This window comes from Thiomicrospira sp. R3, assembly GCF_029581415.1.
Lineage (GTDB): Bacteria > Pseudomonadota > Gammaproteobacteria > Thiomicrospirales > Thiomicrospiraceae > Thiomicrospira.
Window position 1 is genome coordinate 388,759 of record NZ_CP121121.1, and the last position, 17,040, is coordinate 405,798.

Below are 17,040 nucleotides of genomic sequence, written 5' to 3' on the forward strand. Positions count from 1 at the left end.
CCGCTAAGGAGACACAAATGGCACTTGAATCAATCAACCCCGCCACGGGCGGAAAACTCGCCGAGTTTGAAGCTTGGGATCAAACGACCCTTGACCTTGCGATTAAAAACGCCGCTGGCGAGTTTCTTGAATGGTCACAACGCACGCCAACGGAAACCCGCTGCCAGTTAATAAAAAACGCGGCTGAAGTTTTACGCGAACAACAAGATGAACTGGCCGAACTGATTAGCCTAGAAATGGGCAAATCGATTAATGAGGCCAAAGCCGAGATTGAAAAATCCGCTTGGGTGTGTGAATTCTATGCCGAACACGGGCCGGATTTTTTGGCTGATGAAATGATCGACACGGATGCCAGCAAGAGTTACATCTGCTATCAACCTATGGGCGTCGTACTAGCGGTAATGCCTTGGAACTTCCCATTTTGGCAGGTGTTTCGCTTTGCCGCCCCCGCCTTAATTGCCGGCAACATTGGTTTGCTTAAACATGCTTCAAACGTGCCGCAATGTGCGCAAGCGATTGAACGGGTGTTGCATCAAGCGGGTATACCGCGCCATGCCTTTACCAACCTGATGATCGGTTCAGACAAGGTGGAAAGTGTGATTCGCAACCGCTATGTGCGCGCCGTCACCTTAACCGGTAGCGAGCAGGCTGGGCGTAAGGTCGCGGCGATTGCCGGTGAAGAGCTGAAAAAAACCGTGCTTGAACTCGGTGGTTCCGATGCGTTTATTGTAATGAATGATGCCGATATTCCCGCGGCGATTGAAGCGGCCGTTGCCAGTCGCTACATGAATATGGGACAAAGCTGTATTGCGGCCAAACGCTTTATCATCGACCAATTTATTTATGAAGATTTTATCAGCAAGCTAAAAGCCGCCGTTGAATCCAAATTTGTGGCCGGTGATCCTCTCGATACTGCCACCACCCTGTGCCCGATGGCGCGTCAAGATTTACTCGACGAACTGCATCAACAAGTACAAACCTGTGTTGATTATGGTGCACGTTTGGTGAGCGGTGGTTATCAACTGGAACGAGCGGGTTGCTATTATGCACCCACCATTTTGGCGGATATCTCCAGCGCGATGCCCGCCTACCATGAAGAGTTTTTTGGCCCCGTGGCTTTAATTTTTAAAGCCTCAGAACCCGCCCACGCTGTCGGGCTTGCGAATGCCACCCAATTTGGCTTGGGCGGCTCGGTTTGGTCAGGTGATCTGACTAGCGCCGAAACCATGGCATTGCGCATAGAATCGGGGGCTTGCTTTGTCAACGGCATAACCAAGTCTGACCCACGCCTGCCCTTTGGTGGCGTAAAAAACTCAGGCTACGGCCGAGAACTCAGCTACCACGGCATCCGCGAATTCACCAACGTCAAATCGATTTGGATAAAATAATAGCTAATGAAAGAACCGACCACCAGGCCTGATGGTCGGTTTGATAGTAAACGTTTAACCGCTTACCACTTGGGTGATACGCGGAAAAACAGCGTTTTGAGATACTCGGTTTCTGGAATCGCTGGGTGGATTGGATGATCGGGGGCTTGGCTGGCTTGATCAAACAAGGTGAGCGTGCGGTCGATATGACTGGCGGCGGCTTGTACTTGCGAAATCAGGGTTGCGCGCGGCATGTGATGCGAACAAGAAGCCGACACCAATACCCCGTTGGGCACCACTAAGCGCATCGCCAACTCATTGATACGACGATAGCCTTCTGAACCTGCTTTAAAGTCTTTTTTGCGCTTCACAAATGCCGGTGGATCAACAATCACCACATCAAACTTTTCACCCTGCTGCGCCAGAGCGCTCAAGACCTCAAAAGCATTCCCCTGATAAGACACCAGCTTATCCGCCACACCATTAAGCGCAGCATTGAGGTGTACGCCATCCAGCGCGGCTTCAGACGCATCGACACAAGCTACTTCGGTTGCACCCTTTAGCGCCGCCAAAATACCCCAGCCACCCAGATAGCTAAATACATCCAACACCCGCTTGCCTTCAACCAATTGGGCACAACGCGCTCTGGCTGAGCGATGATCATAAAACCAACCGGTTTTTTGTCCACCTAACGCAGGCACTACAAACTTCGCGCCGTTTTCGATCAACTCTATCTGCTCAGGCAATTCACCATAAGCCAAGGATTGATAACGCGCCAAACCTTCCAGCTCACGGCTCGCGGTATCATTGCGCCAGACCACCGCGCGTGGGTGATAAAGATTAATTAAGACCTGTAGAATATCGTCTTTAAACGCTTCCATGCCCGCGGTGCTAATTTGCACTACAAACACATCATTAAAACGATCAATCACCAAGCCAGGCACCCCATCGCTTTCGCCAAAGACTAAACGGTAATAGGGTTGATCATAATTCAGCTCACGCAGTGCTTGGGCTTGTTGAAAGCGTTTTTTAAAAAACGTCATGCCAAGCTGATGTTTGGTATCACGACTAAACACGCGCGCGCAAATCAAATTATTAGGATTGACATACGCCAGCCCCAATTCTTTACCATTGCTCGCCTCAACAATCGCTTGCTCACCGAGTGCAAAATCTTTTAACGGCGTAGCTTGGGTATCCACCTCATTACTAAACACCCACATATGACCCTGCTTAATACGACGGTCTTCATTCTTTTTTAAGCGTAAACGTTGCAAACTAGCCATCGATTTCCGCCTGATATTCTTCAGCAATCATCAAATCATCAAACTCTGACATATCATGGGGTGCAATGCGAAATAACCAGCCACCATCATAGGGTTCATCACTAACCAGCTGAGGCTCATCGGCTAAAAATTGATTCACTGCAACAATTTCACCACTGACCGGTGCATGAATATCCGTGGCGGATTTCACCGATTCAATCATCGCCACCCCCTCTCCCGCGCTGACATCAATTCCTGTATCAGGCAAATTCACATTCATAATGTCGCCCAAGGCTTCTTGTGCAAAATCGGTAATCCCTACTACGATTAAACCCTCTTCGTCTGGATAAGCCCATTCATGGGTTACAGCATATCTTAGGTGTTCAGGAAGTTGGCTCATTACGCCCTCCATAATGATGAATGATAAAAATTTTTGATATCATACCATTGCACAAATCAGGCAATACAGAATTTGACTGGACAATTATCGAATTTGAATTTGATTTCGCCCTCCATGCTTGGCCGCATAGAGCGCTTTATCAACCCGATTTAACACTGTGTTGTGGTTATCCCCTTGCTCAATAGCCGTTAGACCAAAACTGCAGGTTATGAGATGAGATGGCAAGTCATCGAAAGAGTGTTTAGCCACAATCTCTAATAATCGCTCGGTTAAAACCTTTGCATTATCCATATCCGTATCAGGCAGCAGCACGATAAATTCTTCACCCCCAAAACGACAAAATAAATCATTCTCTCGTAAATGATTACCCACCAAGGCGGTAAGCGCTTTGAGGACTCTATCGCCAACATCATGCCCATACTGATCATTAATCGATTTAAAATGGTCTATATCAAACATAATAATACAGAGCGGCGCAGCATAACGCTTCGCTCTTGCCAACTCATGCGCCAGGTTTTTATTAAAAAATAGTCGATTACCTATACCCGTAAGCTCATCCGTTTGTGACAATTGAAGCAATTTAGTTTGTGCCAATTCTAGGTCACTAATATCTTGCATAGCGATCGTAAAACGTCCGAATACGGTTTGATTTAAAGGCTGCACTTTAATGGCAAAAAAGTGGGCTTTACCCTGAACGCTAATTTTAGCCTTATGGAGCATTTCAGGGTTGTTAAGGATGTATTGAATCCAATAAACACCATTCACCTCTCGCTGTAATAAACCTTCACCCGGCTCAAAAAGATCACAAACACATTGATAGCGCTGATGGAAGGCTTGAAGATTTTCAAACTCATCAAAAAACTTAAAGAAATGCCGATTGGCATAAATAATGTGGTCTAAATCGCTAACATAAAGAATGTCTGATGAAGAATCAATAATTTCCTTATAGTACTGACCTTGCAACACAACTTGCTGACGACTCAAAACCAATAGCCCCAGCAGCAAAAGCATAATCAACACGATAATTGATACCAGCATAAAACGAGACTGCAGGTCATCAATTTGATGGAAGTTAATCCAATTCTTTGGAATAAATAGTAACCAATACCCTTCAACTTCCTCCTCAACATTAAAGATGGGCACGGGGTTAATCATGTAATTATCTTTTATCAGATACCCCCCATCAGCTAAAAAATGGACTAAATTTTCACCGGCTAATAACTCAACTAAATCGCTAACAGAATCCGTATTTACCACATAATAATCATCAATAAAAAGCCCTGATCGCGCTTGGGTTAATTGCGCACGGTAACGTTTGTCTGCAAGAATTAACGATGAATAGCCCTTGTCTGCCATCTGATTAGCAAGCGGTTGAAATTGTGAAATAACCTCCACCACCCCCAATAACGCCCCCGATTCCATAACGGGAACTGTTGTTTTGAATGACATTGTAAATAATCCCGTACTGATGGTTGTGCTGGGTTGTTGGTTAGCTAGCTGACTTGGTTGGGCTAATAGTCTACGTAAATCACTTCGAATATCTAACACCGAATCACCCCTTTTATCAACCCAACTACGTGCAAGGCTGATTCCGTCTCGATTGACGGCATGCAGCCAAATACTGCTAATGCTTGATTCACGCTCTATACGTTCTGCCATCTTGTCCAGGCCTGGTTCATAATCACAACAAGGGAGTTGCATCAGGGTTTTGATATTTGGGTTTTCAGCCAACATCAATGCCAAGGCTACAGACGCATTTTTTTGTTGCTGGATAAGGAAATTGACTTGATTCGCTGTTTCTTGTTGATAATGCTGATAAACAGAATCGTGCAAACTGGTCGCTTGCTGTTTGTGAAAATAAGTCCCCCACAATGCAAACACTAGAACACCTAGCAGGACAAGTGCTATCCAAAGCTTATAACGACTTATAACCTGCTTCATACGACTAGTAACTCTTTATTTTTATTCTGATTCCATTATGCACCAGCCTCAAATATTTACCTATCAATTCTACTTATGCTGAAATAAGTTTAGCTACAGACTATTGCCCTGAAGTCAACCACTTATGTAACTGAATTCACATTGATAAAATCTAGCAAGGCTTTATAAGGCATGGGTTTAGCAAAATAGTAACCCTGAAAAAAATAACAGCCTTGTTCAATCAATTGCTCGCAATCCTGTTTCGTTTCAACACCTTCCGCCAACACTTCGGCACCTATGCTTCTTGACATCACAACAATACTTTTTATTAAGGATTTTATCGATGGATCTTGGCTTAAACTTCTGACAAAACTTTGATCAATTTTCACCTGCCTAAGGGGCAAACGATGAACTAAGGATAACGAAGAGTGCCCGGTGCCAAAGTCATCAATAGAAAAAACCACACCCAGCTGACTCAGCCTATTCATTTTGTGAACCGCATCGTCGATATCAGCCACCACGGCACTTTCAGTTACTTCGAACTTTAAACGCTCCGGTTGAACCTGATACCGAATTAATAAAGCCCGTACCTGCATAACAAAATCAGTTTGTTGAAATTGACGCGCACTCACATTAACCGAAAGCGTAAGATCAACCAGGCCTGGTTGTTGCGCCCACTCTCTAAGCGTTATGCAGGCTTGCTGAATAACCCAGTGCCCAATTTGAGTAATGACGCCATTGGCTTCAGCAATCGGAATAAATTCTGCGGGTGAAACAAAACCACGCTCAGGATGATGCCATCGCAATAACAGCTCAGCTCCCATAGTTCGCCCGACCTGATCAACCTGCGGTTGATAGTAAACCTCAAACTGGTTGTGTGTAAGGGCTTGGTAAAGGTCTTTCTCAAGTAAAAGTCTTTTTTCTAAACAAGCCTGCATTTTTGGGTCAAATAGCCTGACGGTATTACGTCCTGCATTTTTAGCTTGATACATCGCACTATCCGCATTCTTCAAGACCTCATCCATTAACGTATCATGACCATAAAAAAGGGCTATACCGATACTTGGGCTAGAAACATGCTGGAACTGGCCAAAGTCATAAGGCTGATTTAAACTATCGCGCAGTTTTTCGGCTAATAACTCAGCCTCCAACGAAGCCTGTTCTAAATCTAAATCTAAGCCTTCCAGCAAGACGACAAATTCATCCCCTCCTAAGCGAGATACGGTGTCTGAGTCGCGTAACTGTCGCTTAAGGCGATGCGCAACCTCCAGTAGCATTTGATCACCAACATCATGTCCTTTGGTATCGTTTAATGCCTTAAAGTTATCCATGTCAATAAACAATACCGCACCATAATTCTTCGTTCTATCCGTTACCTTAATCGCATGTTCTAGGCGCTCCATTAATAAACGACGATTAGGTAAATTAGTAAGTGGATCATAGAAGGCAAGCTTTCTTATCTTCTCTTCATCTTCTTTGCGTTGTGTGATATCTAAAAACGCACCCACATAATTTGTCACGCGCTGTTTTGCATCATACACGGCCGTAATGGTCAGCCATTCTGCAAAAATTTCACCTTTTTTTCGTCGGTTCCAAATTTCGCCCTGCCAATGACCTGTCGACTTCAATACCTGCCACATTTTTTGATAAAAAAGAGCGTCCTGTCGGCCTGAACTTAACACCGCAGGCGTTTTTCCTAACACCTCCTGTTCAGTAAACCCGGTAAGCCGTGTAAATGTATTATTAACCTTCAATATGCGTGTTTGGCTATCGGTAATCATAATCCCTTCCTGAACATCAAATGCACTGGCCGCAATTCTTAATTCATCGCGGTGTTTAAGCAGATAAAAAACGGCCCAGCCCATTAACAAAACAATTAACGTCAGTGCGGTGATGCTCACAATACAGCCCTGTTTTATACCATCTAAAAAAGGCGCGGGCGATACCCCAACAAGATACGCAGCCGTTGCGCCCTGCAAATCTACAATCGCAATAAAGCTCGCAAGTTGCATTTTTCCATCAACAGAAAAAGGATAGCTAAAACTCATGTTTTGATTTAGTTTAGTCAAAACAGCGGGTTTCTGACGTAAAACACCAGCAGCCTTAAGTAAATGATCGCTATAAGCCGGTGAGGCATCAGGCAGGTTTCTTTCGGGGTCTTCCTCAAGCCAGCCTAGTGCAAATAAACTATCACCATAGAGGTCTTGATTACTATCAAAAATCTCCTCTTTCATTCGAGGGTGAATAATCAAGGCATAATCCCGACTGGCGTCAAGAAAAGCGATATCACGCCTGAGTGTTTCAAAGGCATTGCTGAACTCAATAGCACCAAGATGCTGGCCCTGATGAACTAAGGGGTAAACCGTTCTGAAACCTGGAATGACTCGCCCGGCTTCAAAGGCCGCATAAATCGGCTCAAGTGTTTGGTTTACTAAACGAAAGGAATGGCGCAGATCCGTTAAATCATCTCCGTATCTTTGAGGTACATGAACCCTCAAGAAACTGGTGTTATCAGGTAACACGATATGAAACTGAAAAATACCATCTTGTTTTAGTTGTTCATAAACAGGCGCAAGTTGCTGAAAAAGCTGATCACGAATTTGGTTTTGTGATGGGGCGGACTGAGCTTGCTGCATCAACTCCATTATCTCTGGCTGATTAATGTAGGTACTGAAATAAACATCTTTACCTTTTTGCTGCAAATGCTGCACAGCTGTCCAGGCGATGTTCAAACTAGCCAATTGCCTTTGGCTATATTGCGTTTGTTCAAGCGAGAATCTAGAATAAAAATAATGGAAACTGGCCAGCCAAATAACCAATAGCAATAGACTAGCAATGGCACTTAATCTTAACCTGGTCATACTTGACCTTGAACCCACGTTAATAGTGTTTTAATAAGCACGACAAGCTTTAACCACAGTTGAATTTAGGAATAGGCGCAATTATAACACTTCGCGGCCTAATCCCTAATACTGTGTTGAACTTATTGCCATAAAGTTAGCGTTGATTTAAATCCCCCAACTCTTCTTCAAGTTTGCGCTTGTTATAACCCGCCGGCTGACTATATCGCCCTAACCATTGATAAACCACAGGAATAACAAACAGGGTGAAGAAGGTAGCGATAGAAACCCCCCAAATCATTACTATACCAATCACATAACGGGTTTCGGCACCCGCGCCTGAAGACATCACTAACGGAATGGCGCCGACAACCGTAGTAATCGCGGTCATTAAAATTGGGCGCAAACGTAAACATGAGGCTTCAACCAGTGCCTCGCGAAAGGCTTGACCCTGATCACGCAACTGGTTAGCAAACTCTACAATTAGAATGCCGTTTTTCGTCGCCAAACCCACCAGCATCACCAAGCCGATTTGGGTGTACAAGTTGAGAGTTAAGCCATGTAACCATAAACCCAACAAGCCGCCCGCCACTGCCAATGGTACGGTGAACATAATAATAAACGGACTAACAAAGCTCTCAAACTGCGCAGCCAACACCAAAAAAACTACCACCAAACCGAGCATCAAGACAAAATAAATCGCATTGCCCGACGTTTGGAAGTCCCGTGACTGACCTTTATAATCAATCATCACATCAGCGGGCAAATGAGCACGCGCCAACTGCTCCAAATGCGCCAGACCTTCACCAAGGGTATACCCTTCAGCCAAGTTTGCCACAATCGTAATGGCACGCATCCGGTTATAACGGTTTAGCGTTGCGGAGTCAGCGAATTCTTCAATGGTGACAAAACTTGACAAGGGCACAAGAGCACCGGTTGTTGCCGAGCGAACATAAATGCTATTCATGCTTTGCGGTGTTCGATAAATCTCACGACTAGCCTCAAGAATAATATCGTATTCTTCGCCCTGCTCGACAAAGGTGGTGATGGTACGCGAACCCAACAATGTTTGGAGCGTTCGGCCGATTTCCAGCGTGGTGACGCCCAAATCTGCTGCCTGCTCATAATCGATATTGACACGTAATTGCGGTTTGGTTTCTCGGTAATCGGAATCAATTCCTTCAAAACCAGGGTTGTTTTGCTGTAATTGCTCCAACAAAATATCGCGCCATTGCGCTAACTCTTGATAAGTGCCACCGCCAATTACAAACTGCACGGGTTTTTGCACCCGCCCCCCTATGCCTTGGCGCATTACCGGGTTAGCGCGTATGCCAGGCAGGTCCGCTAAACGTTGTTGGACATCTTGCATGATTTCACTCGCAGGGCGACGCTCTGCCCAATCGCTTAAAACCAAAATAGCAATCCCGGTATTGAAAATGTCCGTATTACCAAACGAGCGGGGCGAACGCACCAGCAAACGATTGACTTCGCCCGCCTCAACCAGCGGCATTAAACGCGCTTCAACCTCTTCAAGATAGGTTTTCATATACTCATGTGTTGCGCCTTCAGGCCCGCTAACCATTACAAAAAAAGCGCCTCGATCTTCACGCGGTGCGTACTCTTCAGGTAACTGTTGAATTAACTGATAAGAACCATAAATCGTACCCGCAAAAACCAACGCAATAACCCAAGGAAAGCGTAATGCCAAAGCCAATACGGGTCGATAAACGCCTATCCAAATAGTCGGTTTATCGCCCACCCTATCTTCAGTCACATCCTGCTCTGTTAAACTGGGTAGCGGCGTTTTTTTAGCTTTAAGAAGTTTAGAGGCTAGGGCTGGGGAAAGGGTGAGTGCGACCAGACTTGAAAACAATACAGCAACGGCCAAGGTAATAGCAAACTCACTAAACAATCGACCCAATGTCCCTTCTAAAAAGCTAATCGGCACAAATACCGCGACTAAAACTAAGGTCGTCGCAACCACCGCAAACCCAACTTGACGTGTACCTAAAAAAGCGGCAGCTAGCGGTGAATAACCCTTTTCAATATGCCGCTGTACGTTTTCCAACACGACAATCGCATCATCAACCACCAAGCCTATCGCTAAGACTAGGGCCAACAGCGTTAAAATATTGACGGAAAACCCTAGCATCCACAATACCCAAAAGGTGGCAATCAGTGACACAGGAACCGTAACCAAGGGAATAATCGCCAGCCTTACAGAGCGTAAAAAAGCCAAAATAACCAGCATAACCAATACAATCGCAATGCCTAGCGTTTTGTAAACCTCACCAATTGCACTTTCTATAAACACCGAACTATCATAACTTGGCTTAATCGCCATGCCTTCAGGCAAGATCGCGTTGATGCGCTCTACTTCGTCTTTGACCAAGCGTGCCACGCTTAAGGTATTCGCGGTGGACTGTTTAATTACCCCCAAGCCAACCATTGGCAAGCCATTACCACGGAAAAAGGTGCGGTTCTCAATCGAGCCTTTTTCAACCCGCGCGATGTCCGCCAACCGCACCAAGTTGTCCCCAGCGCCACGTTTAATCACCAGTCGTTCAAAGTCTTGAGGCGTTAAGAGTTGGCGATCTACGCGAACACTGAACGACATTTCTCTCAGGGTTAAGGTACCAGCAGGTAATTCCACATTCGAGGTTTGCAAGGCATTTTCAATATCCGACACCGCAATACCGCGTGCGGCCATCGCATCGGCATCCAGCCATAAACGCATGGCATATTCCTGCCCGCCACTAATCCGCACACGCGCCACACCATCAAGCACCGAAAAGCGATCGATTAAATAACGTTTAGCATAATCCGTTAACTGTGGCACAGTCATACCATCAGCCGTCAAATTAAACCAAATAATAACGTCTTCATCGCCGTCCACTTTTTTAACTTCGGGCATATCGGCGCCATCTGGCAATTGACGCGATACCCGCGCCACACGATCACGCACATCATTGGCCGCGGCATCAATGTCACTATTCACATCAAATTCAATCGTAATCCGAGAACGCCCATCCATCGATACCGACTGGATAAACTTAATGCCTTCAACACCGGCAATGCGGTCTTCGATAACTTTAGTAATCCGCGACTCAATCACCGCCGCCGAAGCGCCAGGGTAACCTGTCGTAATCGACACCACGGGCGGGTCAATATTAGGATATTCGCGCAGCGCTAAACGATCAAAGGCCACTAAACCAAAGGCCACTAGAATCAACGACAGTACCGCCGCTAAAACCGGGCGCTTAACCGAGGTGTCGGATAAAATCATAACTTATCTTCCTGATCAGCCATATCGGATTTGCGCTCTAATTTATCTAACGCCCTGACCAGTTGAGCGGGGCGCACACGTAATGCGCCTTCACTCACCACCTTATCACCGAGCTTTAAACCCGAGACAACCTCAACCAGGCCTGGTTGTCGCATTCCAAGCTGAACCTGTTTACGTTGTAATTTAAATAACCCATCTTCATCGGGATTAAGCACATAAACAAACTGCTTATCGGCAATCGGCACAATCGCTGTTTCAGGAATAAATAAAACAGAACGCGGCTGCTGCTGCAAGGTGACCTTCATCAGCATGCCAGGCATTAACAAGCCCTCTGTGTTATCAATATTAGCGCGCACTTGGACACTGCGCGTCACCGGATCAACTTGCGGCAGAATGGTTTCAATTTGACCGCTGAATCGCTGATTTGAATAAGCATCGGTTTCAGTGCTGAGGGTTAACCCCGGCGCTAATTCGGTTAAAAAACGACTCGGCACCGTAAAATCCAGCTTCATTTGTGATAAGTCTTTCAACTCAGCCACCACCGTGCCCGGGGTTAACAAGGATCCTTCACTGACCTGACGCAAGCCCACTTGACCAGAAAAAGGAGCGACCAACGTCAATTTTTCAAGTCTTGCTTGTAAAACCGCTTCACGTGCACGCGCCAAATCCCAATCACGTTTACGCTCGTCTAAAATAGACTGCGAAATATCGCCACGCTGAAACAACGGAACAAAACGTTCATATTGACGCTTCGCATCCTGCGTCACAATATTAAGTTCATCAAGACTGGCTCGCTCTTCTTGGCTAACCAAGCGCACCAAAACCTGCCCTTTGTTAACCTGCTGGCCATCTTGAAAATGAATAGACTCGACACGCTCAGTTACACTCACGCTCAACGCCACCGACTCGCGTGCTGAAAGCGTACCGAGCGCATTTATTGTTTCAACAATCGTTTCACCGCTAACTGTGCCGACAATGACTTGCGGGACATTAGAGTTGGCATAAGCAAAGAATGATAAGCTGGCAAGCAGCCAAACCCGTAAGAGATGTTTAAACATGATTAAGAACCTTTAGTATCTTTGTATCTTTGTATCTTTAAAAAGATTATATTGTACAGGTTAAACGAGATACCAAAGCAAGTCTAAGAATATATTGTGCAGACCAACAAAGACTCATGCCAACCTATCAATTAATCCATCAATACTATGGGTGGTCATAAACTTAACCTCATTACCCAATGCTGCAAAATGCGCGATGCCGCATTGAATCTTGTCTCTTTCGGTTTGACGTAAATCCTCAGCAAACAAACTGCCTTTGGTTTCCACCACAAAATACAAACGCTCCGCACCGTCTTGTTCAATCAGCACCGCCCAATCTGGGTTGTAATTACCCAACGGGGTTTCAATTTTAAACCAGCTGGGCAATTTGGTATAAAGCTTCACCGCCTCGTTAGCTTCTAAGCCTTTGGCAAACGCCGATTCAATAGTGGAATCGTACACAATATGACTGTAAACACTCTTATTTACTTCCATCATATTCTGCTCAAGGTACCCTTTTAGTTCTTGTTCTAAAAACAATTCTTGCGCATAGCAGGCCTGGTCACCGATTTTTTCATACTTAATACCATCCACCAAAGCGTGCATTTTTTGGCGTTGAATCATCTCTAAGGTCAATTCAACAAACTTTTGCGGATTATTTTTTAAATCATTTAACCGCCCGCTTTCAATCAATATAAGCGCCAAGGTTTTACGGGTTAGTTGAGTTTTGTTTTGCAAATAGGTCAGCACATCTGGTAAATGCGCATACTGAGCATCATAAACCAAGGTAGATTCTTTCACATCCGCCACACCAACCCCACTGCGATCAATCGTGACATTCGCCAAACCGGTTTTAAATTTCGGCTTGGAAATCAACAGATTGGTTTTCAACTGCCTCACACAATCGGCAATCAACTTATCCAGGTTAAAATTAACCTGGTACACGGTTTTGTATTTAATCCGTTGCCATAACGCCTGAAAATCCGCGCCTAAAATCACCTCTTTTTTCGGCGTAGCGCTAAAAGTTTTGCTGGCATCCTTCACATCCAAACCACCGGTAATTTTCTTTAGCAAATACTGAATATCGGCCTGAATCGATTGATAGGCTTCGGGCAAGACTAAAGTATCGGTTTTTAATGCGACTTTAAGGCTATCTTGCACTTTGCCATTTTTATCAATCAAATCCTGCGATTTCAAATACTGCCAAAGTTTTTCTGAATCGTCTGCACCCAAAAAAGTCACATCGTTACCGTCTTGTTGCACCACAATATTGGCAAACGCATGATCCTCGACCACACCAAACTTAATGCCGTCTTCTTCTTCAATTTCACTTTGCAACGCAGCCGCAAAATCGGCATAAGATTCGTTAGCAATAACTGTTAACGTATTCACCGAAAAGCCGCTATCCTCGACTCGATTACCCGTTGAATCCACCGCCAAGCGCAAACCACGCCCAATGGTTTGACGCCTATCTGTTTCAGAACCCATTTCTCGTAAAGTACAAATCTGAAACACATTCGGGTTATCCCAGCCTTCTCGCAGTGCCGAATGCGAGAAAATAAAACGCAAAGGCGTTTTCATGTCCAACAGGCGTTCTTTGTCTTTCATAATCAACTGATAGGCGGATTCATCATCCTGCGTTTTACCGGTCGTGTCTTTCAACTTGCCTTTTTTATCGGCGGCAAAATAACCGTCATGCACCTTTTGAACTTCAACCTCTAAATCAATTTCAGCAAACAACGACTGATATTTCGGGTGCTTGGCTAACCGGGTAAATTCTTGCTCAAAAATCTGACCATACACCCCCAGGCCTGGTTGTCCATCCTCATCATAAGCACGATAATTGGCCACCTTATCAATAAAAAACAGGCTTAATACCTTAATGCCTTTTGGGTTCAATACCAGTTCGCGTTCCAAGTGTTTTTCTATCGTTTTGCTAATTTGCAGCCGCTTCAACGCCAAATCATCCACGCCGCCAATGCTTTTTCCAGGGCGCAAGATCTCTTCTTTCGAAGTAAAATCGATCCATTCATTGCCCGGATCGACCGAAATATCCTTGATGATGTAGCCTTCGTACAAATCCCGTTGCGTCAACTCAAACAAATCCGCGCCTTGTTTTAACCATTTCTTTTCGCGCTTTATGCCACCGTTTTTGGTCAAGGCATCGTATTCGACCTGCGCTTCGCAATAGCCTTTTTTGTTCTGAACATTCAACAGCTTAATGTAAGCGTTATTGTTGTCGTCCTCCGGCAACACAGGTAATACCGCAATTTGCTTCACCAGTTTTTGGTTATACGCATCCACCGCATCCAGTTTATAAATCGGTAAATGTTTATCACGATGGGTTGCAGAGTAACGCAGGGTAAATAAAGGATTAAGCGACTTAATTGCCTCGGCAGACTTGGGCGTAGTATCAACCGTTTGGGGTTCATCAATAATCACCACCGGATGCGTTTGGGCAATCAGCTCAATCGGGCGCATTCCTTCTAAACGATCATTCGTTCGGTGGATAATATTGGCCTTCGTATCCTTATCCGGATCTGTAAAGCTGCGCCTAAATGCATCGATATTAATCACCATAATCTGAATATGGCTCGACTCGGCAAAATTTCTGACCTGCTCTAGGTTGCTAGAGTCATACACAAAGTCTTCGGCGTTCATGCCTTTATAGATTTGGCTTAAATGGGCTTTCGTAATCTCCAGCGACTTTTTCACCCCCTCTTTGATCGCAAGCGTTGGCACCACGATAATAAACTTGGTCATGCCATAAGCTTGGTTCAATTCATAGATTGAGCGCAAATACACATAGGTTTTACCCGTGCCGGTTTCCATTTCCACCGTGTAATTTAAGTTCGACTTATCCAGCGTTTTAGCCGGTTTTAAACCCTGTTTTAACTGCACCCGCTTTAAGTTATCCAACAACTCCTCTTCACTCAACACCAAGCGGTTTGCCCTGCCTAACTGCGCTTGCGAACCGTAATCAAACCCAAACTGCTGATCACCAGGCCTGGTGCTATTGATTTGCGGCATACTAAAGGGTACAGAACAACTCTCCTGCCCCTCAAACAAACTCACTACCGCCTCCCAAGCGGCTTTTTGATGCGCAAGGTTTTGGTTAAACTGAAGTTTCATCAATCCACTCTCCATGTATTCGCCGCTTGCTCTGCCAACCAGGCCTGGTAATGGTTTACACTGGCGGCATTCCACTCCTCAAATTCAGCAACCTTAGCCGCTAAAGCCAAGCCGGAGTCGCGATAAGCCTGTTTTTTGGTCGTAAAATCCGCACGTTTCAAATCATCTTTTTCCAACAGCACCATATTGCCTAAGCGATCATAGACATCGGTAGCGCCCTCGCCAAAATAATCATGCCAACCCTGCTCTGGATGATACGGACAGACATGCTCCAGCACCATTTTGTCTTCGGTCACCCCATTGCTCAATTGATTTTCAAGCTCGGCCAATAAAAAACGAATTTTCTTTGGCGATTGGCGGCTCGGCATACGGTGAAACTCAAATGCCGTTTTAAACACCTCATCCTTCGGATATAAACGCCTAAACCCATCCGAATCATTTTTTACATGACTGGCTCGCAGATATTCACCATTAAACAGTTTGATGGCCATTTGGTTATAGACCGTTTCTTGCTCATTCGGTGATAAATGACAAACCACGTTATAACGTATGGAAAGCACATAAAGATACTGAACCAGCTTCACAAACTCATTCACCTCAAATCGCTTGAATGCGGCCAGCAACACCACCAAGGGCTGACGAATATTAAACAAGGCTAACGCCTCTAAATAACGCAAGGCCGGAACGTAATCCGATGCCTGATTCACCCACCAAGCTTTTTCCTCCATTGGTTTTAACAAGGCCGAATACACGGGTGCCATATCGGAAAGCGAATTCAAATAAGCCATCGCCTTCTCGGAGGTATGAATCTGCTTTTTAATCGTGCTAAACAACTTCTTTTTCGTTAAAAGAGGATATTGCACGTTATGGTGATAACGCACAAAATCGGTAAAACTCGACTCCCCCAAATTCGTCACAATCGCCGACCAACGCTCATCCAACTCATCCAATTGCTCCGGCAACACAGAATCGTTTTTCGCCACCATCGAAAAAATAAAGTTTTTTAGCAAATCCGGTGTTGATAATTGAACGCCACGTGCATTAAGGGTTTCAAACACTTTATAGGCATTGACATCATCTTCCACCACGATTTTGGTGAACATCATGCCACGCGCAATATCGTAAAGCGTTTGCGCAATCTCTTCGCCGGTTTCGCCCATATCCTGAGCCAAAAAATAGCGAAAGGCTTCGCGCAATAATTTATTGGTTTTTGACATAAACCGATGATTGGCCGGCTCCAACTGCGCACATAGGTTTTTGAAATAAGCCACATTATTGCGATTTAACGTCAACTTACTTTTTACCGCCAAGGTGACCGGATGTTTAAAACCAATGTATTTATCCCGATTGACTCGAATGTACTCTTGATTGGCTTCTATAGCCTGACCCGACTGCACCAAGTCGGCTATTTTTCTTAACGCCGCCAATACAATCAACGACAAGGTAATCAACCGTTGTTGTCCATCAATCACTTCAAAAGTATTGTCTTCCTGCTTGCGCTGTAAAACCACATACCCCATGTAATGAAACTTTTCTTCCGGCAAGCCTTTTATATCCGCCCAAAGTTCTTCCCACTGCTCAATATCCCACGAATAATCTCGCTGAAACGGCGGAATCAGATAACGCACACCATTACCAATCAGCCCATCAAAACTGGCATTCGAAGGCTCCATCGCCATAAATTTTGCATCAGACATCTGCGTTCCCCTTTCTAAAAAAAGACGACTGTTTTAAGCTTAACGTATGTTTTACCCAAGCGGCTTTTTGATGCGCAAGGTTTTGGTTAAACTGAAGTT

General features: G+C 45.1%; 9 protein-coding genes. 1 reads left to right on the top strand and 8 read right to left on the bottom strand.

Annotated features, from left to right (window positions below):
• Window positions 1-17: 17 nt before the first annotated feature.
• Window positions 18-1,388 carry an NAD-dependent succinate-semialdehyde dehydrogenase gene (locus tag P8S55_RS01980; protein ID WP_289224618.1) on the top strand — a complete coding sequence of 457 codons (1,371 nt, stop codon included), beginning with the start codon at window positions 18-20 and terminating at the stop codon, window positions 1,386-1,388.
• Window positions 1,389-1,450: 62 nt separating this feature from the next.
• Here P8S55_RS01980 and P8S55_RS01985 read toward each other — a convergent pair whose 3' ends face one another.
• The 8 genes from P8S55_RS01985 to P8S55_RS02020 all read right to left on the bottom strand — a co-directional run bounded on the left by P8S55_RS01985 (window position 1,451) and on the right by P8S55_RS02020 (window position 16,941).
• Window positions 1,451-2,650, bottom strand: coding sequence for a class I SAM-dependent rRNA methyltransferase (locus P8S55_RS01985; protein WP_289224619.1), 1,200 nt, complete (start codon window positions 2,648-2,650; stop codon window positions 1,451-1,453).
• Window positions 2,643-3,029: a glycine cleavage system protein GcvH gene (gene gcvH / locus P8S55_RS01990; protein WP_289224620.1), complete on the bottom strand. Its 387-nt coding sequence runs from the start codon at window positions 3,027-3,029 to the stop codon at window positions 2,643-2,645. Before gcvH ends, P8S55_RS01985 begins: the two co-directional genes overlap by 8 nt.
• Window positions 3,030-3,113: 84 nt before the next feature.
• Window positions 3,114-4,970 carry a sensor domain-containing diguanylate cyclase gene (locus tag P8S55_RS01995; RefSeq protein ID WP_289224621.1) on the bottom strand — a complete coding sequence of 619 codons (1,857 nt, stop codon included), beginning with the start codon at window positions 4,968-4,970 and terminating at the stop codon, window positions 3,114-3,116.
• A gap of 122 nt (window positions 4,971-5,092) precedes the next feature.
• Window positions 5,093-7,810, bottom strand: a complete 2,718-nt coding sequence (locus P8S55_RS02000; protein ID WP_289224622.1) for a bifunctional diguanylate cyclase/phosphodiesterase — start codon at window positions 7,808-7,810, stop codon at window positions 5,093-5,095.
• 136 nt (window positions 7,811-7,946) lie between these two features.
• Window positions 7,947-11,075 carry an efflux RND transporter permease subunit gene (locus tag P8S55_RS02005; protein ID WP_289224623.1) on the bottom strand — a complete coding sequence of 1,043 codons (3,129 nt, stop codon included), beginning with the start codon at window positions 11,073-11,075 and terminating at the stop codon, window positions 7,947-7,949.
• Window positions 11,072-12,133 carry an efflux RND transporter periplasmic adaptor subunit gene (locus P8S55_RS02010; protein WP_289224624.1) on the bottom strand — a complete coding sequence of 354 codons (1,062 nt, stop codon included), beginning with the start codon at window positions 12,131-12,133 and terminating at the stop codon, window positions 11,072-11,074. The genes P8S55_RS02005 and P8S55_RS02010 overlap by 4 nt, the downstream gene beginning before the upstream one ends.
• A gap of 114 nt (window positions 12,134-12,247) precedes the next feature.
• Window positions 12,248-15,244: a type III restriction-modification system endonuclease gene (locus P8S55_RS02015; protein WP_289224625.1), complete on the bottom strand. Its 2,997-nt coding sequence runs from the start codon at window positions 15,242-15,244 to the stop codon at window positions 12,248-12,250.
• A complete protein-coding gene (locus P8S55_RS02020) occupies window positions 15,244-16,941 on the bottom strand; it encodes a DUF262 domain-containing protein (RefSeq protein ID WP_289224626.1) in 1,698 nt (565 codons plus the stop codon). Before P8S55_RS02020 ends, P8S55_RS02015 begins: the two co-directional genes overlap by 1 nt.
• Between the last annotated feature and the right edge of the window lie 99 nt (window positions 16,942-17,040).

Coding starts and splice junctions, on each gene's coding strand:
- P8S55_RS01980 (WP_289224618.1), top strand. CDS start 18: ATGGCACTTGAATCAATCAACCCCGCCACGGGCGGAAAACTCGCCGAG.
- P8S55_RS02020 (WP_289224626.1), bottom strand. CDS start 16,941: ATGTCTGATGCAAAATTTATGGCGATGGAGCCTTCGAATGCCAGTTTT.
- gcvH (WP_289224620.1), bottom strand. CDS start 3,029: ATGAGCCAACTTCCTGAACACCTAAGATATGCTGTAACCCATGAATGG.
- P8S55_RS01985 (WP_289224619.1), bottom strand. CDS start 2,650: ATGGCTAGTTTGCAACGTTTACGCTTAAAAAAGAATGAAGACCGTCGT.
- P8S55_RS02005 (WP_289224623.1), bottom strand. CDS start 11,075: ATGATTTTATCCGACACCTCGGTTAAGCGCCCGGTTTTAGCGGCGGTA.
- P8S55_RS02000 (WP_289224622.1), bottom strand. CDS start 7,810: ATGACCAGGTTAAGATTAAGTGCCATTGCTAGTCTATTGCTATTGGTT.
- P8S55_RS02015 (WP_289224625.1), bottom strand. CDS start 15,244: ATGAAACTTCAGTTTAACCAAAACCTTGCGCATCAAAAAGCCGCTTGG.
- P8S55_RS01995 (WP_289224621.1), bottom strand. CDS start 4,970: ATGAAGCAGGTTATAAGTCGTTATAAGCTTTGGATAGCACTTGTCCTG.
- P8S55_RS02010 (WP_289224624.1), bottom strand. CDS start 12,133: ATGTTTAAACATCTCTTACGGGTTTGGCTGCTTGCCAGCTTATCATTC.